This window comes from Streptomyces sp. B93 (assembly GCF_018070565.1).
Lineage (GTDB): Bacteria > Actinomycetota > Actinomycetes > Streptomycetales > Streptomycetaceae > Streptomyces.
In genome coordinates, this window is the sequence record NZ_JAGPXL010000048.1 from 1 (window position 1) to 18994 (window position 18994).

Annotated in this window: 17 protein-coding genes, 1 rRNA gene and 1 riboswitch; of the genes, 13 read left to right on the forward strand and 5 right to left on the reverse strand. The window is 69.7% G+C overall.

The features are described from left to right. Positions 1-10 precede the first annotated feature (10 nt). From rrf to KBY47_RS30535, 11 genes are all read left to right on the forward strand, one after another. Positions 11-127 (forward strand): 5S ribosomal RNA (gene rrf / locus KBY47_RS30485). A 109-nt stretch (positions 128-236) separates the two neighbouring features. Next, on the forward strand, positions 237-845 hold the full coding sequence (locus KBY47_RS30490; protein WP_210926825.1) for a CDP-alcohol phosphatidyltransferase family protein: 609 nt from the start codon (positions 237-239) through the stop codon (positions 843-845). 115 nt (positions 846-960) lie between these two features. Next, positions 961-3456, forward strand: coding sequence for a mannose-1-phosphate guanyltransferase (locus KBY47_RS30495; RefSeq protein ID WP_210926827.1), 2496 nt, complete (start codon positions 961-963; stop codon positions 3454-3456). A 102-nt stretch (positions 3457-3558) separates the two neighbouring features. Next, a complete protein-coding gene (locus tag KBY47_RS30500) occupies positions 3559-4476 on the forward strand; it encodes a DUF881 domain-containing protein (RefSeq protein ID WP_210926829.1) in 918 nt (305 codons plus the stop codon). A gap of 12 nt (positions 4477-4488) precedes the next feature. After that, positions 4489-4821 (forward strand): small basic family protein, encoded by a 333-nt coding sequence (locus KBY47_RS30505; RefSeq protein ID WP_003977440.1) that lies wholly within the window; start codon positions 4489-4491, stop codon positions 4819-4821. A gap of 5 nt (positions 4822-4826) precedes the next feature. Beyond that, positions 4827-5660 (forward strand): DUF881 domain-containing protein, encoded by an 834-nt coding sequence (locus KBY47_RS30510; protein WP_210926832.1) that lies wholly within the window; start codon positions 4827-4829, stop codon positions 5658-5660. A gap of 61 nt (positions 5661-5721) precedes the next feature. Further along, on the forward strand, positions 5722-6684 hold the full coding sequence (locus KBY47_RS30515; protein WP_210926834.1) for an FHA domain-containing protein: 963 nt from the start codon (positions 5722-5724) through the stop codon (positions 6682-6684). A 43-nt stretch (positions 6685-6727) separates the two neighbouring features. Next, entirely contained in the window at positions 6728-7483 is a 756-nt protein-coding gene (locus KBY47_RS30520) for a MerR family transcriptional regulator (protein ID WP_210926836.1), read from the forward strand. A gap of 122 nt (positions 7484-7605) precedes the next feature. Then, positions 7606-8079: a bifunctional nuclease family protein gene (locus tag KBY47_RS30525; protein WP_004002801.1), complete on the forward strand. Its 474-nt coding sequence runs from the start codon at positions 7606-7608 to the stop codon at positions 8077-8079. 261 nt (positions 8080-8340) lie between these two features. Continuing rightward, complete coding sequence (locus KBY47_RS30530; protein WP_210926839.1) at positions 8341-9021, forward strand: MerR family transcriptional regulator; 681 nt, start codon at positions 8341-8343, stop codon at positions 9019-9021. Positions 9022-9078: 57 nt separating this feature from the next. Continuing rightward, positions 9079-10488 carry a DNA polymerase IV gene (locus KBY47_RS30535; RefSeq protein WP_210926841.1) on the forward strand — a complete coding sequence of 470 codons (1410 nt, stop codon included), beginning with the start codon at positions 9079-9081 and terminating at the stop codon, positions 10486-10488. A 116-nt stretch (positions 10489-10604) separates the two neighbouring features. Here the strand turns inward: KBY47_RS30535 and KBY47_RS30540 are convergent, their stop codons facing one another. Next, on the reverse strand, positions 10605-10952 hold the full coding sequence (locus KBY47_RS30540) for a PRC-barrel domain-containing protein (RefSeq protein WP_210926843.1): 348 nt from the start codon (positions 10950-10952) through the stop codon (positions 10605-10607). A 153-nt stretch (positions 10953-11105) separates the two neighbouring features. Then, a riboswitch (glycine riboswitch) is annotated at positions 11106-11201 on the forward strand. Between the two features lie 176 nt (positions 11202-11377). On the opposite strand from KBY47_RS30540, the gene gcvP reads away from it, so the two are divergent. Further along, entirely contained in the window at positions 11378-14263 is a 2886-nt protein-coding gene (gene gcvP / locus KBY47_RS30545) for an aminomethyl-transferring glycine dehydrogenase (protein WP_210926845.1), read from the forward strand. Positions 14264-14347: 84 nt separating this feature from the next. Here the strand turns inward: gcvP and modA are convergent, their stop codons facing one another. The 4 genes from modA to KBY47_RS30565 form a co-directional block, all read right to left on the reverse strand. Next, positions 14348-15172 carry a molybdate ABC transporter substrate-binding protein gene (modA, locus tag KBY47_RS30550; RefSeq protein ID WP_210926848.1) on the reverse strand — a complete coding sequence of 275 codons (825 nt, stop codon included), beginning with the start codon at positions 15170-15172 and terminating at the stop codon, positions 14348-14350. Between the two features lie 53 nt (positions 15173-15225). Beyond that, complete coding sequence (locus tag KBY47_RS30555) at positions 15226-15621, reverse strand: molybdopterin-binding protein (protein ID WP_210926850.1); 396 nt, start codon at positions 15619-15621, stop codon at positions 15226-15228. Between the two features lie 193 nt (positions 15622-15814). After that, positions 15815-16012 carry a DUF5999 family protein gene (locus tag KBY47_RS30560; protein ID WP_210926851.1) on the reverse strand — a complete coding sequence of 66 codons (198 nt, stop codon included), beginning with the start codon at positions 16010-16012 and terminating at the stop codon, positions 15815-15817. Positions 16013-16325: 313 nt separating this feature from the next. Next, on the reverse strand, positions 16326-16910 hold the full coding sequence (locus KBY47_RS30565; protein ID WP_210926853.1) for a hypothetical protein: 585 nt from the start codon (positions 16908-16910) through the stop codon (positions 16326-16328). 539 nt (positions 16911-17449) lie between these two features. Between KBY47_RS30565 and KBY47_RS30570 the strand changes: the two genes are divergently transcribed. Then, positions 17450-18967: a glutamate-cysteine ligase family protein gene (locus tag KBY47_RS30570; protein WP_210926855.1), complete on the forward strand. Its 1518-nt coding sequence runs from the start codon at positions 17450-17452 to the stop codon at positions 18965-18967. Positions 18968-18994 lie beyond the last annotated feature (27 nt).

Below are 18994 nucleotides of genomic sequence, written 5' to 3' on the forward strand. Positions count from 1 at the left end.
TTCATAGTGTTTCGGTGGTTATAGCGTGAGGGAAACGCCCGGTTACATTCCGAACCCGGAAGCTAAGCCTTACAGCGCCGATGGTACTGCAGGGGGGACCCTGTGGGAGAGTAGGACGCCGCCGAACTTCTTTTACAGCTCTGGCTCTTGGGTCTCTGACCCGAGGGCCAGAGCTTTTTTGCGTTGAGGTAGGGTCAGGGGGCATCGTTGGCTCGTTTCCCACAGGAGGCTCCCGGGTGGAGGTCCAGGAGACCCGTGTCCAGACGGATCGGGTCCTCACCATCCCGAACATCCTCAGCATGGCGCGGCTCCTCGGTGTGCCGCTCTTCCTGTGGCTGATCCTCAGGCCCGAGTTCGGGGGGCCCAAGAGCGACGGCTGGGCGCTGCTCGTCCTGGCGCTGAGCGGTGTCAGTGACTACCTGGACGGTAAGCTCGCGCGGCGTTGGAATCAGATCAGCAGCCTGGGTCGACTTCTTGATCCCGCGGCGGACCGGCTCTACATTCTTTCGACTTTGGTGGGGCTCACCTGGCGGGAGATTCTGCCTCTCTGGTTGACCCTTGTACTGCTGGCACGCGAGCTGGTTCTGCTGGTGATGGTGGGCATCCTCAGACGGCACGGCTATCCGCCGCCGCAGGTGAACTTCCTGGGCAAGGCCGCGACCTTCAACCTGATGTATGCGTTTCCGCTACTGCTGCTCAGTGACGGATCAGGATGGATCTCGTCACTCGCTGCTATTTTCGGATGGGCGTTCGCCGGATGGGGTACAACCCTGTACTGGTGGGCAGGAGTTCTCTACGTGGTACAGGTCCGCCGTCTGGTTCGGGCGGACGCCATGGCCGATTGACCTCGCCGATTGACGCAGCCGCTGCGGTGCGATGGCCCGCGACGGAAAGGTGCGGGACAATTCTGGCGAGAGTAGTCGGCTAGACCGTCGTCTCTTAGAGGAGGACGCTTCCGACATGAAGGCCGTCGTGATGGCCGGTGGCGAAGGAACACGCCTTCGCCCCATGACCTCAAGCATGCCCAAGCCGCTCCTGCCGGTGGCCAACCGGCCGATCATGGAGCACGTTCTGCGGCTGCTCAAAAGGCATGGGCTCAACGAGACCGTTGTGACAGTCCAGTTCCTCGCCTCGCTGGTCAAGAACTACTTCGGTGACGGCGAAGAACTCGGTATGGAGCTGACCTATGCCAACGAGGAGAAGCCACTCGGCACCGCCGGAAGCGTCAAGAACGCCGAAGAGGCGTTGAAGGACGACACGTTCCTCGTCATCTCCGGTGATGCCCTGACCGACTTCGACCTCACCGACCTGATCAGCTTCCACAAGGAAAAGGGAGCACTGGTCACGGTCTGTCTGACGAGGGTGCCGAATCCTCTGGAGTTCGGCATCACCATCGTCGACGAAGAGGGCAAGGTCGAGCGTTTCCTGGAGAAGCCGACCTGGGGGCAGGTCTTCTCGGACACGGTGAACACGGGCATCTACGTCATGGAGCCCGAGGTGTTCAACTATGTCGAGGCGGATGTGCCCGTCGACTGGTCCGGTGATGTCTTCCCGCAGCTGATGAAGGAAGGCAAGCCGATTTACGGCTATGTCGCCGAGGGCTACTGGGAGGACGTCGGCACCCACGAGAGCTATGTGAAGGCGCAGGCCGATGTCCTGGAGGGCAAGGTCGACGTCGAACTGGACGGGTTCGAGATCTCCCCGGGCGTGTGGGTGGCCGAGGGAGCCGAGGTGCATCCCGACGCGGTGCTGCGCGGGCCGCTCTACATCGGGGACTACGCCAAGGTGGAGGCCGGCGCCGAGATCCGTGAGCACACGGTCGTCGGCTCGAACGTCGTCGTGAAGAGCGGCGCGTTCCTGCACAAGGCCGTGGTGCACGACAACGTGTACGTCGGGCAGCACAGCAACCTGCGGGGCTGCGTCGTCGGCAAGAACACGGACATCATGCGTGCGGCCCGGATCGAGGACGGGGCGGTCATCGGGGACGAGTGCCTGATCGGTGAAGAATCGATCGTCCAGGGCAACGTCCGTGTCTATCCGTTCAAGACGATCGAGGCCGGCGCCTTCGTCAACACCTCCGTCATCTGGGAGTCCAGGGGCCAGGCGCATCTGTTCGGTGCGCGGGGCGTCTCGGGAATCCTGAACGTGGAGATCACACCGGAACTGGCGGTACGGCTCGCCGGTGCCTACGCGACGACGCTGAAGAAGGGCTCCACCGTCACCACGGCCCGCGACCACTCCCGTGGCGCGCGGGCGCTGAAGCGGGCGGTGATCTCCGCGCTCCAGGCCAGCGCCATCGATGTACGGGACCTGGAGAACGTACCGCTGCCGGTCGCCCGGCAGCAGACCGCGCGGGGGAGCGCGGGCGGGATCATGATCCGGACCACGCCCGGTGTGCCGGACTCCGTGGACATCATGTTCTTCGACGGGCAGGGCGCCGATCTGTCGCAGGGCAGTCAGCGCAAGCTCGACCGGGTGTTCGCGCGGCAGGAGTACCGGCGGGCGTTCCCCGGGGAGATCGGGGATCTGCACTTCCCGGCCAGTGTGTTCGACTCGTACACCGGATCGCTGCTGCGGAACGTCGACACGACCGGGATCGCCGAGTCGGGGCTGAAGGTCGTCGTCGACGCGTCGAACGGCAGTGCCGGGCTCGTGCTGCCCAGTCTGCTGGGCAAGCTGGGTGTGGACTCGCTGACGATCAATCCTGGTCTCGACGAGTCGAGGCCGACGGAGTCGGCGGAGGCGCGGCGGTCCGGGCTGGTCCGGTTGGGAGAGATCGTCGCGTCCGCGAGGGCCGCCTTCGGCGTGCGGTTCGACCCCGTCGGTGAGCGGCTGTCGCTGGTCGACGAGAAGGGGCGGATCGTCGAGGACGACCGGGCGCTGCTGGTGATGCTCGACCTGGTGGCCGCGGAGCGGCGCAGCGGGCGGGTGGCGCTGCCGGTGACCACGACGAGGATCGCCGAGCAGGTTGCCGCGTACCACGGCACCCAAGTGGACTGGACCACCACCTCGCCGGACGATCTGACGCGGGTCGGGCGGGACGAGTCGACGGTCTTCGGCGGTGACGGCAAGGGCGGGTTCATCGTCCCCGAGTTCAGCAGTGTCTTCGACGGTACGGCTGCCTTCGTGCGGCTGATCGGGCTGGTGGCGCGGACGCAGCTCACGCTCAGCCAAATCGACGCGCGGATCCCGCGTGCGCACGTCCTGAAGCGGGATCTGGCGACTCCGTGGGCCGTCAAGGGCCTGGTGATGCGGCGGGTCGTCGAGGAGGCCGGAGAGCGCGACGTGGACACCACTGACGGGGTGCGGGTAGTGGAGCCCGACGGGCGCTGGGTGCTGGTGCTGCCCGACCCGGCGGAGGCGGTCACGCATCTGTGGGCGGAGGGGCCGGACGACGCCTCCGCGCAGGCCCTGCTCGACGAGTGGTCGGCCGTGGTGGACAGCGCGGGACGGTAGGTAGAACGCCCTGCACGCGCGCGTGCCGGACAAGTGTCCCCAAGGGGGCCTGTCCGGCACGCCGGTGGGGCCGTTCGGAGGTACTGGCCGCGACATGCGACGATGTGCGGCATGCCGCAGCAGCCCCCCGTTCGGAGCACACCGACACGCCCCCCGCGTCCGGACGCCTCCATGTCGCTGCTCACCAACGTCATGGATCACAGCCTCGACGACGGGTACGCCGAGGCGGCGGCCCGCAAGGAGGCCGCGGGGGCCGGGGGGCTGCCCAAGACGCTCCGGGCGAAGCTCGGTCTGGCCGCCGGTCTGGTGCTCGCCGCCCTGGTCGTGACGGTGGGTGCGGCGCAGGCGCGGGTGGCGGCCCCGGTCGTGGCCAAGGAGCGCGAGGAGCTGATCGACCGCATCCAGAGCGAGACGGCGGCCGCCGACGAGCTGGAGAGCAGCATCGACGACCTGCGCAACGAGGTGAGCGCACGCCAGCGCGAGGCGCTCAAGGAGAGCGGCGGCGACCGTACGGCCCTGCTGGGCATTCTGTCGGGCGCCGCCGAAGTGCGTGGGCCCGGTGTGAAGTTGGTCGTGGACGACGCCGAGAACGCCTCGGCGGGGGGTGACGGCGACCCGCGCGGGACGTCGGGCTTCTCCGACACGGGGCGGGTGCGGGACCGGGACATGCAGCGCGTCGTGAACGGGCTGTGGGAGTCGGGCGCGGAGGCCGTCTCGATCAACGGACAGCGGCTGACGGCGCTGTCCGCGATCCGGGCCGCGGGTGACGCCATACTGGTCGACAACAGGCCGCTGGTGCCGCCGTACACGGTGCTCGCGGTGGGGGACGGGCAGGGGATGCGCAGCCGGTTCCAGGACAGCGCCGACGGGTTGTACCTGGCCGCTCTGGAGGAGAGCTTCGGCATCCGTACCGACATCTCCGTGGCGGACGATCTCCGGTTGCCCGCGGCGCCGAGCGTGATCGTCCGGACCGCCGAGCCGCGCACCGAGACAGCACAGCCGAGAACCGAGAAGAACTGAGGAAGGCACAACGTGATCGCCGTACTGGGCCTCGTCGTGGGAGTCGTGGCCGGCCTGTTGGTCCGGCCCGAGGTTCCGGCGGCCGTCGAGCCTTATCTGCCGATCGCCGTCGTCGCGGCGCTCGACGCCGTCTTCGGTGGCCTGCGGGCCATGCTCGACGGCATCTTCGACGACAAGGTCTTCGTGGTGTCTTTCCTGTCGAACGTGGTGGTCGCCGCGCTGATCGTCTTCCTCGGCGACAAGCTCGGTGTGGGGGCGCAGCTGTCCACCGGTGTGGTGGTCGTCCTCGGCATCCGGATCTTCTCCAACGCCGCGGCGATCCGCCGGCACGTGTTCCGGGCGTGAGGGCGATGAACGAGAAGGAAGAGGCGCCGGAGAACCGGCTGCGCAGGGAACTGCCCGCCGAGGTGCCCGCTCAGGTACCCCGGGCCGAGGCTCCGGAGCAGGCCGCCGAGCCGCGGCTGACCGGTCGGCAGCGGCTGGTGAACGGGCTGTGGCCGCCAAGGGTGACCAGGGCGCAACTCATCGTGGCGCTGCTGCTGTTCGGGCTCGGTTTCGGGCTCGCCGTCCAGGTCGCCTCCAACAGCGACGGCGACGACGCGCTGCGCGGTGCGCGTCAGGAAGATCTCGTACGCATTCTCGATGAACTGGACGACCGTACTCAGCGTCTAGAAGACGAGAAGCAGGATCTGGAGGAGCAGCGGGACGAGCTGGAGAACAGTTCGGACCAGGCCGAGGAGGCCCGCAAGCAGCGGATCGAGAAGGAGCGGCAACTCGGCATTCTGGCCGGGACGGTGGCGGCGCAGGGGCCCGGCATCACGATGACCATCGACGACACGAAGGGGACGGTCGAGGCGCACATGCTGCTCGACGCGGTCCAGGAGCTGCGAGCGGCCGGTGCCGAGGCGATCCAGGTGAACGGGGTACGCGTGGTGGCCGGGACCTATCTCACGGAGTCCGGGAAAAGCGTGAGCGTCGACGGGAACAAGATCGACGCGCCCTATCGTTTCCAGGTCATTGGCAAGCCGCAGGACCTCGAACCGGCGCTCAACATCCCAGGAGGCGTGGTGCAGATGCTGGAGAAGGAGCAGGCCACCGTTACTGTGGAGCGGTCGGACAAGATCGTTGTGGACGCCTTGCGAGCGGCGAAGCGGCCTGACTACGCTCGGTCGTCCTCCTCGTGAACCGGGGGTGCATGAGGGACAGCCGGCCAGGGCATGAGGTTGCGGGGGGTCGGCGCACCGAATGGGTGGTGCGTGGTGGAAACTGTCTGGTGGAGACGGACGTTGTGAGGATGTCCGGGTCGGCCAGTGTGTGCAATCAGGGTTCGTCCTGCCCCACGGGCGGGTCTGTTTCGGTCAAGGGGAATCGCCCGTGAAGTTGTTTGCGAAGTTGTTCGGCAAGAGCGCGCGAGAGGGTAGCGACAACGCGACCGCTCGGCATCGCGCACAGCCTGACGCAGAGGGCCAGCGCCCGCTGTTCCGGGACCAGGTGGGTGGCCCCGGCGGTGACGTTTCCGGTGGTCAGGGCGCGCCGTCTGTTGACCCTGCCCAGGCGGGAGGCATAGGTTTCGGGCAGCCGTCGACCTCAGGTGCGGGTGGAGGGTTCGGTCCCGGTCCGTACGCGTCCAACGCCCCCGCGGGGCAGCCGCGGCAGGAGGATCCGTCCATGTCGGTCCTGGTGTGTACGAGGTGCGGCAACCGCAACGCGGAGAACAGCCGCTTCTGCTCGAACTGCGGCGCGCCGCTGCGCGCCGGTGCGGTGCCGGAGCGCCCGTCGGAGACGACGTCCACGATCTCCATCAGCGGTCTGGAAGCCTACGACGCCGAGGTGACCGGCCAGACGCCGGTCCCCGCGCTCTCGCCAGAGGCCCAGGCGGCCGTGGACGCGCTGCCGCTCGGCTCGGCGCTGCTGGTCGTGCGCCGTGGGCCGAACTCGGGCAGCCGCTTCCTGCTGGACAGCGACCTGACCACGGCCGGGCGTCACCCGCAGAGCGACATCTTCCTGGACGACGTCACGGTCTCGCGCCGCCATGTGGAGTTCCGGCGCAGCCCCGACGGCTCGTTCACGGTCGCCGACGTGGGCAGCCTGAACGGCACGTACGTGAACCGCGAGCGGATCGACCAGGTCGCCCTGTCCAATGGTGACGAGGTCCAGATCGGCAAGTACCGGCTGGTCTTCTACGCCAGCAGGCAGCAGGGCATCTGACCGGCCCCCGGACGAGGTCCGGGGGAACCCCCAGGGAAGGTCCATGCTTCGAACACCGAGCGGCGGTGCCGGGCGCGGTACCGCCGCCACGGACAGTGAGCTGATGAGCATCGGCACGGTGCTGAACGTGCTGCGCGAGGAGTTCCCCGAGGTCACCATCTCCAAGATCCGGTTCCTGGAGTCGGAGGGACTCATCGAGCCGCAGCGGACCCCCTCGGGCTACCGCAAGTTCAGCGCCGAGGACGTCGAGCGGCTCGGCCGGGTCCTGAGGATGCAGCGGGACCACTATCTGCCGCTGAAGGTGATCCGCGAGCATCTGGACGCGATGGAGCGCGGTGAGAGCGCGTCGCTTCCGGCGGTGGGGCGTCCGGGGCAGCCGGGGCAGGGCTGGGACGCGGAGACCGCGCCGGAGCCCTGTGAAGGGCCCACGGCGTCCCGTATCGGACGGGCCGAGCTGCTGGCCGCGGCCGGGATCGGGGAGGCCGAGCTGGCCGAGTGGGAGTCGTACGGCCTGATCGCGGCGCTGCCGGACGGAGCGTACGACGCCGAGGTGGTGACCGTCGCGGAGCTGGTCGCCGAGCTGGGGCGGTTCGGGATCGAGCCGCGCCACCTGCGGCTGATGAAGGCCGCCGCGGACCGTGAGGCGGGACTGGTGGACCAGGTGGTGGCTCCCCTGCGGCGGCACCGCAATCCGCAGACCAGGACCCATGCCGAGGCCCGTACGAGGGAGCTGGCGGGGCTCACGATGAGGCTGCACGCGGCGCTGGTGCAGAGCGCGCTCGGGGTGCGGCTGCCGTAACCGGGCCTGTCGGGCTCGTGGCGGGCCGCGTGCCTGGCCGGAGGGCCGGGGAGCGGGGTGGATCGGCCGGTCGATGGTGGCCCGACTACCCAAACGTCCCGGGCACGTCCTAGGGTTGCTGTGTGAACGAGCTCGATGTCGTAGGTGTCCGGGTCGAAATGCCCTCCAACCAACCGATCGTGCTCCTGCGTGAAGTGGGAGGCGACCGCTACCTCCCCATCTGGATCGGGCCGGGGGAGGCGACGGCGATCGCCTTCGCGCAGCAGGGCATGGCCCCCGCACGACCGCTGACCCACGACCTCTTCAAGGACGTCCTCGAGGCCGTCGGCCAGGAGCTGACCGAAGTGCGGATCACCGACTTGCGGGAGGGCGTCTTCTACGCGGAGCTGGTCTTCGCCAGCGGCGTCGAGGTGAGTGCCCGCCCGTCCGATGCCATAGCGCTGGCCCTGCGCACCGGAACGCCGATCTACGGCAGTGACGGAGTGCTGGACGACGCCGGTATCGCGATCCCGGACGAGCAGGAGGACGAGGTGGAGAAGTTCCGCGAGTTCCTCGACCAGATCTCGCCGGAGGACTTCGGCACCAGCAGTCAGTGAGCCAGGTGGTCGGCCCGGCGGACCAGCGGTCCGTACGGGCCGGCCCACGGTCGGTGACCGCTCGTGGCCCGGCATGTGCCGGGGGCGAGTGAGGGCGTCACGCGGCCTCTCGCCAGAGCATTCGGCTAGCCTTTCCCCGCGACGGGGTGCGGGAAACCACTCCTAGGGTGATTATCACTCGGCGTGCCGAGTGTGGCGATCGTTGACGCACCCTTGGTGACTGCCTACCGTCGAGAAGGCAGGTCAAGGACGGAGGTCGGCGTGAGAAGCAGCGGCGACGGTACGGCTGGGGGTGCCCACGGACGCAGTCCGGGGGGAAACGGTCCGTACCCTCCCTCAAGCTCTCGGCTCCGCCCGGGCGGGGGATATCCCCAGGTCAGGGCGGCCGATCACGCTGTGCAGCGCCCGGCGGCCGTGCCCGTCGGCGGAGGGGCGGCGTCCATGGCGACCGAAGAGATCGGCTATCGGGGTCCGACGGCGTGTGCCGCTGCCGGCATCACCTATCGGCAGCTGGACTACTGGGCCCGTACGGGGCTCGTCGAGCCGAGCGTGCGGCCCGCGCACGGATCGGGGACGCAGCGGCTGTACAGCTTCCGGGACGTCGTCGTCCTGAAGATCGTCAAGCGGTTCCTGGACACCGGGGTGTCGCTTCAGAACATCCGTAGCGCGGTGCAGCATCTGCGGGAGCGCGGGTTCCGGGACCTTGAGCGGATGACGCTGATGAGCGACGGTGCCACGGTGTACGAGTGCACCTCGCCCGATGAGGTCCACGCGCTGCTCCAAGGGGGCCAGGGGATCTTCGGGATCGCCGTGGGTGTGGTGTGGCGGGACGTCGACAGCGCGCTGTCGCAGCTGCACGGGGAGCGGGTCGACACCGGGGAGACGCTGGTCGGGCACAACCCGGCGGACGAGCTGGCTCGGCGGCGTAACCGGGCGGTGTGAGGCGGCGCCGCGGGGCGGCCGTGGGCGTTGTCAGTGGTGTGAGGCAGCATCGGAGATGTGAGAGCCGCGCCCACGATCCTGCATCTCGACATGGATGCCTTCTTCGCCTCGGTGGAGCAGGCGTCCAAGCCGAGCCTGCGCGGGAAGGCCGTCATCGTGGGTGGGCTGGGACCGCGGGGGGTCGTCGCCACTGCGTCGTACGAGGCGCGGGCCTTCGGGGTGCACTCGGCGATGCCGATGGCCCAGGCGCGGCGGCTCGCGCCGAATGCCGCGTATCTGGTGCCGCGGTTCCAGCTGTACCGGACGATCAGCGAGCAGGTCATGGGGCTGTTGCGGGAGCTGTCGCCGTTGGTGGAGCCGCTCAGTCTGGATGAGGCGTTCGTCGATCTGGAGGCCGCGGGCGCGGCGTGGGACGAGACGTCTGCGCGGCTGGTGGGGGGTGGGCTGCGGGCGGACATCCGGCGGGTCACGGGGCTTACGGGGTCGGTGGGGCTCGCGGCTTCGAAGATGCTGGCGAAGATCGCCTCCGAGCAGGCGAAGCCGGATGGGCTTGTGGTGATCGAGCCTGGTACGGAGCGGGCTTTGTTGGCGCCCATGTCCGTGCGGACGTTGCCAGGGGTGGGGCCTGCGACCGGGGACCATCTGCGGCGGGCCGGGATCACGACGGTGGGGGAGATGGCCGAGGCCGGGGAGGACGAACTGGTCCGGCTGTTGGGGAAGGCGCATGGGCATGCGCTGTACGCCATGGCGTTGGCTCGGGACGAGCGGTCGGTGGTGGCTGAGCGGGAGACGAAGTCCGTGTCCGTCGAGGACACGTATGACGTGGACATCCATGACCGGGTGCGGGTGGGGGTGGAGGTTCAGCGGCTGGCGGAGCGTTGTGTGCGGCGGTTGCGGGGGGCCGGGTTGTCGGGGCGGACGATCGTGCTCAAGGTGCGGCGGTACGACTTTTCGACGCTGACGCGGTCGGAGACGTTGCGGGGGCCCACGGACGATCCGGCGGTGGTGCGGGAGGCGGCGGCTCGGTTGTTGGAGTCGGTGGACACGACCGGGGGTGTGCGGTTGTTGGGGGTTGGGGTGAGTGGGCTTGCCGATTACACGCAGGAGGATCTGTTTGCGCAGGCTGCGGGGGAGGGGGGTGGCGGTCTTGGTCTCGGGGAGGGGGACGGGGATGGAGAGGGGGCCGGTGCGGGTGATGTGGAGGGCGTGGTTGAGGCTGCCGTTGGGGAGCGGCGGTGGGTGCCGGGGCGGGATGTGCGGCATGCCGTGTATGGGCATGGGTGGGTGCAGGGGAGTGGGGTGGGGCGGGTGACTGTGCGGTTTGAGACGCCGGGGTCGTTGCCTGGGCGGGTGCGCACGTTTCTCGTCGATGATCCGGAGCTGGTGGAGGCGGACCCGTTGCCGTTGGTTGCGGAGGGGTGTGGTGGGGCCGGGGGTGCGGGGGCCGTGGGCGGGGTTCTTGCGTGACCGTGGGTTCGTGCTGGGCCGGGGTGGGTGCGCAGCCCGGCGCGGCGGGGTGCCGCTGCGCCCACCCGTGCCGCCCCAGCGGCACGACCGCCCGCAGCTACGGCGGCATGGTGGGGTTATGTGGCGTCTGCGTCTTCTGTGGGAGTCGGGGGTGTGACGTCCAGGCCGTAGTGGTGGTAGAGCTGGAGTTCCTGTTCGGGGGAGAGGTGGCGGCCTACGCCGAAGTCGGGGGCGTCCTTGATGAGGGCGCGGTCGAAGGGGATGTGCAGGGTGCCTTCGACGAGTTCGCTGGGTTCGAGGGGGACGAAGGCGTCTCTGCTGAAGAGGCCGGTGCGTATGGCGGCCCACTCGGGGACGCCGGTGGCGTCGTCGAGGTAGACCTCGTCGATGGTGCCGATCTTGACGCCTTCGCGGTCGAACGCCTTGCGGCCGATCAGGTTGCGCGGATCGATGTCGGTCTGCACGGGCCCTCCAACTGGTCGCAAGTCATCCGTTACGGTTTGGCTCGTAGCGGTTTGTAGCGGTTTGTGCTCGACTACTACGAAAGAGCACATTGGAGGTGGCGGCCACTCGAAGGACCGGGTCTTGTGTGCGCTGGTACGCTGGCAAACGGCTGCTGACCCCGTGCGGGAGAGTCCTCCAGACACCATCGGAGGCGCCGAAGGAGCAAATCCTCCCCGGAATCTCTCAGGCCCACGTACCGCACGGACGAGGTCACTCTGGAAAGCAGGGCGGGTGTCGACGGCGTCCGCTCTCACCGACGGTGAAAGCCGGAGGCCCGAAGGGTGTCCGGTGAAGCTCTCAGGTTGAGATGACAGAGGGGGAGGCCGTCGGGACATCTGTGTCGTGGTGTCCCTCGAAGGTCGTGTCAGACCATGGAGGCCTCCGTATGACCGCCCATCGCATTCCCCTCGCCGAGCTTGAGAAGGGCATTCCCTTCGAGCAGCGCCATATCGGACCCGACCAGGAAGCGCGGGCGAAGATGCTCGCTCAGGTCGGCTACGGCTCGCTCGACGAGCTGACCGCCGCAGCGGTCCCGGATGTGATCAAGAACGCCGAGTCCCTGGAGCTGCCGGAGGCGCGGAGCGAGGCCGAGGTGCTGGCCGAGTTGCGGTCGCTGGCCGACAGCAACCAGGTGCTGGGGTCCATGATCGGGCTCGGCTACTACGGGACCTTCACGCCTCCCGTCATCCTGCGCAATGTGATGGAGAATCCGGCCTGGTACACGGCGTACACGCCCTACCAGCCGGAGATCTCGCAGGGGCGGCTCGAGGCGCTGCTGAACTTCCAGACCGTGGTCGCCGACCTCACCGGGCTGCCGACCTCGGGTGCCTCGCTGCTCGACGAGGGCACGGCCGCGGCCGAGGCTATGGCGCTGTCGCGGCGCATGGGCAAGAACAAGAAGGGCCTCTTCCTGGTCGACGCGGACGCGCTGCCGCAGACCATCGCCGTCATCCAGACCCGCGCCGAGCCGACCGGTGTGGAGGTCGTCGTCGCCGATCTGAGCAGTGGTATACCGGCTGACCTCGCGGAGCGTGAGATCAACGGGGTGTTGCTTCAGTATCCCGGTGCCTCCGGTGTCGTACGCGACCTCGGGCCGGTTGTCGAGCAGGCCCATGGTCTTGGTGCCGTCGTTACCGTCGCCGCCGATCTGCTCGCGCTGACGCTGCTGAAGTCGCCGGGGGAGCTGGGCGCTGACATCGCCGTCGGCACGACGCAGCGGTTCGGCGTGCCGATGGGCTTCGGTGGGCCGCACGCCGGCTACATGGCCGTACAGGAGAAGTTCGCACGCAGCCTGCCGGGGCGGCTCGTGGGTGTCTCCGTGGACGCCGACGGGCACAAGGCCTACCGGCTCGCCCTCCAGACGCGTGAGCAGCACATCCGCCGGGAGAAGGCCACCAGCAACATCTGCACCGCTCAGGTGCTGCTCGCGGTGATGGCCGGGATGTACGCCGTGTACCACGGGCCCGAAGGGCTGAAGGGCATCGCCGCGCGTACGCACCGGTACGCCGCCGTCCTGGCCGCGGGGCTCGCCGCCGGGGGCGTCGAGGTCGTCCACGGCTCCTACTTCGACACGGTCACCGCGCGGGTCGCCGGGCGCGCCGGTGAGGTCGTCGAGGCCGCGCGGGGCAACGGGGTCAACCTGCGGCTCGTCGACGCCGACCACGTCTCGATCGCCTGCGACGAGACCACCACGCGGGCGCAGCTGGCCGCCGTATGGGACGCCTTCGGGGTCGAGGGCGACGTCGAGGCGCTGGACGCGGAGACCGAGGACGCTCTGCCGGGGGCACTGCTGCGGGGCGACGAGTACCTGAGCCACCCCGTCTTCCACCAGTACCGGTCCGAGACCGCCATGCTGCGGTACCTGCGGCGGCTCGCCGACCGGGACTACGCGCTGGACCGGGGCATGATCCCGCTGGGCTCCTGCACCATGAAGCTCAACGCGACCACCGAAATGGAGCCGGTCACCTGGCCCGAGTTCGGGCAGCTGCACCCGTTCGCGCCCGCCGAGCAGGCGCAGGGCTACCTCACGCTCATCCGTGAGCTGGAGGAGCGGCTCGCCGAGGTCACCGGGTACGACAAGGTCAGCCTTCAGCCCAACGCCGGGTCCCAGGGCGAGCTGGCCGGGCTGCTCGCCGTACGCGGGTACCACCGGGCCAACGGGGACGAGCAGCGGACCGTGTGTCTCATCCCGTCCTCCGCGCACGGGACCAACGCGGCGAGCGCCGTGATGGCCGGGATGAAGGTCGTCGTCGTGAAGACCGCCGAGGACGGCGAGATCGACGTCGAGGACCTGCGGGCCAAGATCGAGCAGTACCGTGACGAGCTGGCGGTGCTGATGATCACGTACCCGTCCACGCACGGTGTGTTCGAGGAGCACGTCGCCGACATCTGCGCCCGGGTGCACGAGGCCGGTGGGCAGGTCTACGTCGACGGGGCCAACCTCAACGCGCTGGTCGGGCTCGCCAAGCCGGGGCACTTCGGCGGTGACGTCTCCCACCTGAACCTGCACAAGACCTTCTGCATCCCGCACGGCGGCGGTGGTCCGGGCGTCGGCCCGGTGGCCGTACGGTCCCATCTGGCGCCGTACCTGCCGAACCACCCGCTCCAACCCGCGGCCGGGCCGGAGACGGGCGTCGGGCCCGTCTCCGCCGCGCCCTGGGGCTCCGCGGGCATCCTGCCCATCTCCTGGGCGTACGTCCGGCTGATGGGCGGTGAGGGGCTGAAGCGGGCCACGCAGGTGGCGGTGCTGAGCGCCAACTACATCGCCAAGCGGCTGGAGCCGCACTACCCGGTGCTCTACACCGGCCCCGGCGGCCTGGTCGCGCACGAGTGCATCATCGATCTGCGCCCGCTGACCAAGGCGACCGGCGTGAGCGTCGACGACGTCGCCAAGCGGCTCATCGACTACGGCTTCCACGCGCCGACGATGTCGTTCCCGGTGGCCGGGACGCTGATGATCGAGCCGACCGAGTCGGAGGACCTGGTCGAACTTGACCGGTTCTGCGAGGCGATGATCACCATCCGGGGCGAGATCGAGAAGGTCGGGTCCGGTGAGTGGTCCGCGGACGACAACCCGCTGCGGAACGCGCCGCACACGGCCGCGGCCGTCGGTGGGGAGTGGGAGCACGCCTACAGCCGGGACGAGGCCGTCTTCCCCGCCGGGGTGTCGGCCGCGGACAAGTACTGGCCGCCGGTGCGCCGGATCGACCAGGCGTTCGGGGACCGGAACCTGGTGTGCTCGTGCCCGCCGCTGGACGCGTACGAGGACTGAGGTTCTGGTCGGCGGGGGACCGTGCGTCGTCGGCTGCGGGTCTGCCGTGGCCGGGCGCGCGGTTCCCCGCGCCCCCAAGGAGCGTCAGGGGGCCAGGTAGCCCGCGTCCGTGAGGATCTTGCGGCCGTCGGGGAAGCGGACGAAGTCGACGAAGGCCTGGGCCGCCTCGGCGTGGGGGGCGTGCTTGAGCCGGGCTATCGGGAGGTTGTCGATGGCCGGGGCCGACTCCGGGAACGTCAGGCCGACGACCGTGCCCCCGGACGCCCGGATGTCGGTGCGGTGGACCAGGGCCGCGTCCGCCTCTCTCCGCCGGACCTCGGCCAGGGCGCGCTCGCCGTCCGGTGCGTAGGTCGGCTGGGCGACGGTGACGCCGTTCGGGGTGAGGATCCGCTGGGCGGCGGCGCCGCAGGGCGCGGTCTCGTCGCAGAGCGCGACCTTCACGCCGGGCCTGGCGAGGTCCGCCAGCGAGACTATGCCCTGAGGGTTGCCCGGCAGCGTGGCGATCTGTATCTCGTTGCGGACGAACGTCGCGGGCGGGCCCGCCGTGAGGTCCTGGTCGGTGAGGGTCTCCATGGTGCCGGGACCCGTGGCGGCGAAGACGTCGGCCGGGGCGCCGCCGGTGATGCTCGTGGCGAGGCCGGCGCTGTCGCCGTAGCGGAAGGTGACCTCGGCGCCCGGGTTCCGCTTCTCGAACTCCGCGCCCAGCTTGCCGAAGGGCTCCCGGAGGGAGTCGGCGGCGAAGACGGTGACCGGGCCCGAGACCCGCACCGTCGTCTGCGGGACGAACCCCGAGTCGAGCGGCGGCGGGGCGGTGCAGGCGGCCAGGAGCAGCAGGGCGGAGACGCCGACCGTGCGCGCCGCGAGGGTGCGGCGGGGCAGGCGTGTTCGGCGTGCGGGGCGGTGGGTCACAGGGGCCTCGATCGGTGTCCGGGCTGGACGGGCGGGTCCGTCCGATCCGCGCGTCAGGCGCGGTCGATGTGTACGTTTGTCGACTTCACGCGGGCGGTGGCGGCGGTGCCGACCTCCAGACCCAGCTCCTCGACCGCCTCACGGGTGAGGAGGGAGACCAGCCGGTGCGGGCCCGCCTGGATCTCGACCTGGGCGGCGACATCGCCGAGCTTGATCGCGGTGACGATGCCGGGGAAGGCGTTGCGTGCCGAAGTGTACGGCGTGTCCTCGTCGGCGCTGTCGGCCCTGGCGAGTTCGACGGAGAACGCGGCGAGGTCCCGTCCGTCGATGAACCGCCGCCCGTTGTCGTCCCGGTGGGTGGGCACCCGGCCCGCGTCCGCCCAGCGGCGTGCCGTGTCGGGACTGACACCCAGCAGACGGGCGGCCTGGCCGATTGTGTAGGACTGCATGGCGGTCACGATAAGGCGGCCGGTGAGCCGTCGGGGAGGCGGGGCGGGTGTGCGGCGGGCCGCTCGCGGGGGTACGGGACCCGCTACGCGCAGTGACCGGCCTCGGACACGCGTCGGGGCCGGTTCGCGGTGGTTCTCCGCGGGCCGGCCCCCTCAGGATCCCGGGCGGTGCGGCGTACCCGCCCGGTGGTGTTCAGGCTGCCGTCATCACCTGGAGCGGACGGTGCGGGTCGATGATGCGGCCGTCCGGCAGCAGCTCACCGGTGTCCTCGAAAAGCACGACTCCGTTGCACAGCAGGCTCCAGCCCTGTTCCGGGTGGTGCGCCACGAGGCGGGCGGACTCCCGGTCGGCGGACTCGGCTGACGGGCACGGTGGCTGGTGCTGGCACATGGGTGGGGTCTCTCGGTCTGGTGTGAGGTGTGCGATGGATTCGTTCATGGCCGCCCCCGTTGAATAAGTCGGTCGGAACCCAGTGTTGCCCTACCGGCGGCGATCCGCAGGCATTTCGCGGCACCGCTTCTCACAGGTTCAGGACGCGTCACCCACGCGGACGGTTCATCCCAACTGCACGGTCACTTCGGGTGGTTCGCCGTGGCCGGATGGGGCTAGTCATATCGCCGCCCTGACGCCGTACCCCGCCGTCGGGCCCGGTGGGGGCGCGGCGGCGGGGTACGGCGTCGGCTTCGGTTGACCGCGGTCGGCTTCAGGCGGGCGAGCCGAGCAGCGGGGTGGGTGTCGCCCGGTGGGTGAGCACCGGGAGCAGGTCGGCGACGCGGTGCGGGCGGTGGGCCGCGATGCCGGGCGGGGCGGGGGCGAGCGGCACCAGCAGGTCGGCGGCGGCGGGATGGCCGGCGGCGCCGTCCGCGGCGCAGTCGCCGTGCAGCCACAGGGCGAGCATGTACAGGCCGGGCAGGGACAGCAGCCGCGGCTGGTACGGCTGCGGCAGGGTCTCCGCCTGGCGCAGCGCGCGCTCGGTGGAGGCGACGTAGGGGCCCTCGAAGAAGCGTGAGAAGGCCCAGCCGTCGGGGGTCAGCATGGCTTCCGCGGCGGCCAGGGCGCGGTCGCCGGAGCGGATCATGAAGCGCCAGCCGGCGAGCCGGGTGGCGGGCGTGCCTTTCGCGGAGATCCGGTCCAGTACGTGGACCGGAAGCGGCAGTTCTGGTGTCGCGGGGCCCTGGGCGGTGCGCAGGGAGGGCGTACGTGCCTCACGCACGGCGGTGGGGGAACCGAGTGCCGTGAGGACGGTGCGGAGCGCGGGCGCGGGAGCCTCGGGGACATGCAGCGGCATGGTGGGTCGCCTCTCATTCGACAGGCACGGTGGAGCGAGGTGGCGGGGCGGACGGCGCTGTCAGCTCACCAGGTCAGGGAGGCAGGGGCCGGGGTCGGGGGAAGTGCGGGATGGGTGCGGTCCGCCGTACCACTGATCGGCGGCAGGACTCCGTGACCGCGGGCGCCAACCTTCTGCCTTGTTCGCGGAGTTTATACGACACGTGTTCAGGCTGTGTTTCGTCTAGTCGTTTCCGCCGAGTATGGCAAGGGTTCATTCGGTCGGCGATACGCGGAAAACTTCCCGTTTCCGGGGCCGTCGTACCGCGCTGACCTCGGGATTCTTCGCCGCTGCGGTAGGCTAATTCTCATCGGCGTTTTTCACGAGGTTCGGGGGGCCGGAAAATTCATCGGGCAACTTGCCGGATGAATGTGCCACCGTTCGTCCCGGGCCCGCGAGGACCACAGTAGCGCGCCGGACGATCGGCGGGGGACGTTATCGATCGCCTCGGCGGGGCATCATCCACCCTGACCCGGACACCGTGCGAGGAGGGACGCCCCATGGGGGAGAAGGTCGTGGCGGGCGCGTTCGACCTGTCCGATCGGCAGCGCTACCGCGACAGGCTCCGGCGATGCCTCGACGGACTCGGCCGGCTGCTGGAGCACGGACGGTTCGACCGGCCCAGGAATCTCATGGGTCTGGAGATCGAATTGAATCTGGTCGGGCCCGACGGCATGCCGAAAATGTTGAATGCGCAAGTCCTGGAACGGATCGCCAGCCGGGACTTCCAAACAGAACTCGCCATGTTCAATCTGGAAGTGAACATAGCTCCACATCGATTGGGTGGTCGGGTATTCGATCAGCTCGCGGAGGAACTCCGTACGTCACTGGCATATGCCGACCGAAAAGCGGGGGAGCTGGCCGCGGGAATCGCGATGATCGGCATTCTGCCCACCCTCGACCGCGATGACCTGGTCTCCTCCAACCTCTCCGACGTCGACCGCTACACCCTGCTCAACGACCAGATAGTCGCCGCCCGCGGCGAGGACTTCGCCCTGGACATCGCGGGCGTCGAACGCCTCACCTGCACCTCGAAGTCCATCGCCCCCGAGGCCGCCTGCACCTCCGTGCAGCTTCACCTCCAGGTCACTCCGGACCGGTTCGCCGACGTGTGGAACGCGGCGCAGGTGGCCTCCGCCGCGCAGATCGCCGTCGGGGCCAACTCGCCCTTCCTCTTCGGCCGTGAGCTGTGGCGGGAGTCGAGGCCGCCGCTGTTCCAGCAGTCCACCGACACCCGCCCGCCGGAGCTACAGGCCCAGGGCGTACGGCCGCGCACCTGGTTCGGGGAGCGGTGGATCTCCTCGGCGTACGACCTGTTCGAGGAGAACCTGCGCTACTTCCCCGCCCTGCTGCCGATCTGCGACGACGAGGACCCGCTGGCCGTCATCGACGCGGGCGGTGTCCCGGCCCTGTCCGAGCTGGTGCTGCACAACGGCACCGTCTACCGGTGGAACCGGCCCGTGTACGGCATCGCCGACGGCGTCCCCCATCTCCGCGTCGAGAACCGGGTCCTGCCCGCCGGGCCCACCATCGTCGACGTCATCGCCAACGCGGCCTTCTACTACGGGCTGGTGCGGGCCCTCGCCGAGGAGTCCCGGCCGGTGTGGACCCGGCTGCCCTTCGAGGCGGCAGCCGCCAACTTCGACGCCGCGTGCCGGTACGGCGTCGAGGCCCGCTTCCAGTGGCCCCGGCACGGCCGCCACGGCGGGACGACCGAGGTCGACGCGGTGGACCTGGTGCTCGACGAACTGCTGCCGCTCGCCGAGGTCGGCCTCGACGCGTGGGGCGTGGAGCCCGCCGACCGCGATCTGTACCTCGGGGTGATCGAGCAGCGCTGCCGGCGCCGGTTCAACGGCGCGTCCTGGCAGGTCGCCACCTTCCACCGGGCCCTGGAGGCGGGGCTGTCCCGGGATGTCGCGCTGGCGGCGACCACCCGGCGCTACTGCGAGCTGATGCACGTGGGGGAGCCGGTGCATGCCTGGCCGGTGGGGCTGCCGGAGCCGGTGCCCCTGGGGTGAGCGCCACCCGGGCCACCCGGGCCACCC

Coding starts and splice junctions, on each gene's coding strand:
- KBY47_RS30515 (WP_210926834.1), top strand. CDS start 5,722: ATGGGTGGTGCGTGGTGGAAACTGTCTGGTGGAGACGGACGTTGTGAG.
- KBY47_RS30565 (WP_210926853.1), bottom strand. CDS start 16,910: ATGCCGCTGCATGTCCCCGAGGCTCCCGCGCCCGCGCTCCGCACCGTC.
- KBY47_RS30555 (WP_210926850.1), bottom strand. CDS start 15,621: ATGCAGTCCTACACAATCGGCCAGGCCGCCCGTCTGCTGGGTGTCAGT.
- KBY47_RS30495 (WP_210926827.1), top strand. CDS start 961: ATGAAGGCCGTCGTGATGGCCGGTGGCGAAGGAACACGCCTTCGCCCC.
- gcvP (WP_210926845.1), top strand. CDS start 11,378: ATGACCGCCCATCGCATTCCCCTCGCCGAGCTTGAGAAGGGCATTCCC.
- KBY47_RS30570 (WP_210926855.1), top strand. CDS start 17,450: ATGGGGGAGAAGGTCGTGGCGGGCGCGTTCGACCTGTCCGATCGGCAG.
- KBY47_RS30500 (WP_210926829.1), top strand. CDS start 3,559: ATGTGCGGCATGCCGCAGCAGCCCCCCGTTCGGAGCACACCGACACGC.
- KBY47_RS30510 (WP_210926832.1), top strand. CDS start 4,827: ATGAACGAGAAGGAAGAGGCGCCGGAGAACCGGCTGCGCAGGGAACTG.
- KBY47_RS30520 (WP_210926836.1), top strand. CDS start 6,728: ATGCTTCGAACACCGAGCGGCGGTGCCGGGCGCGGTACCGCCGCCACG.
- KBY47_RS30560 (WP_210926851.1), bottom strand. CDS start 16,012: ATGTGCCAGCACCAGCCACCGTGCCCGTCAGCCGAGTCCGCCGACCGG.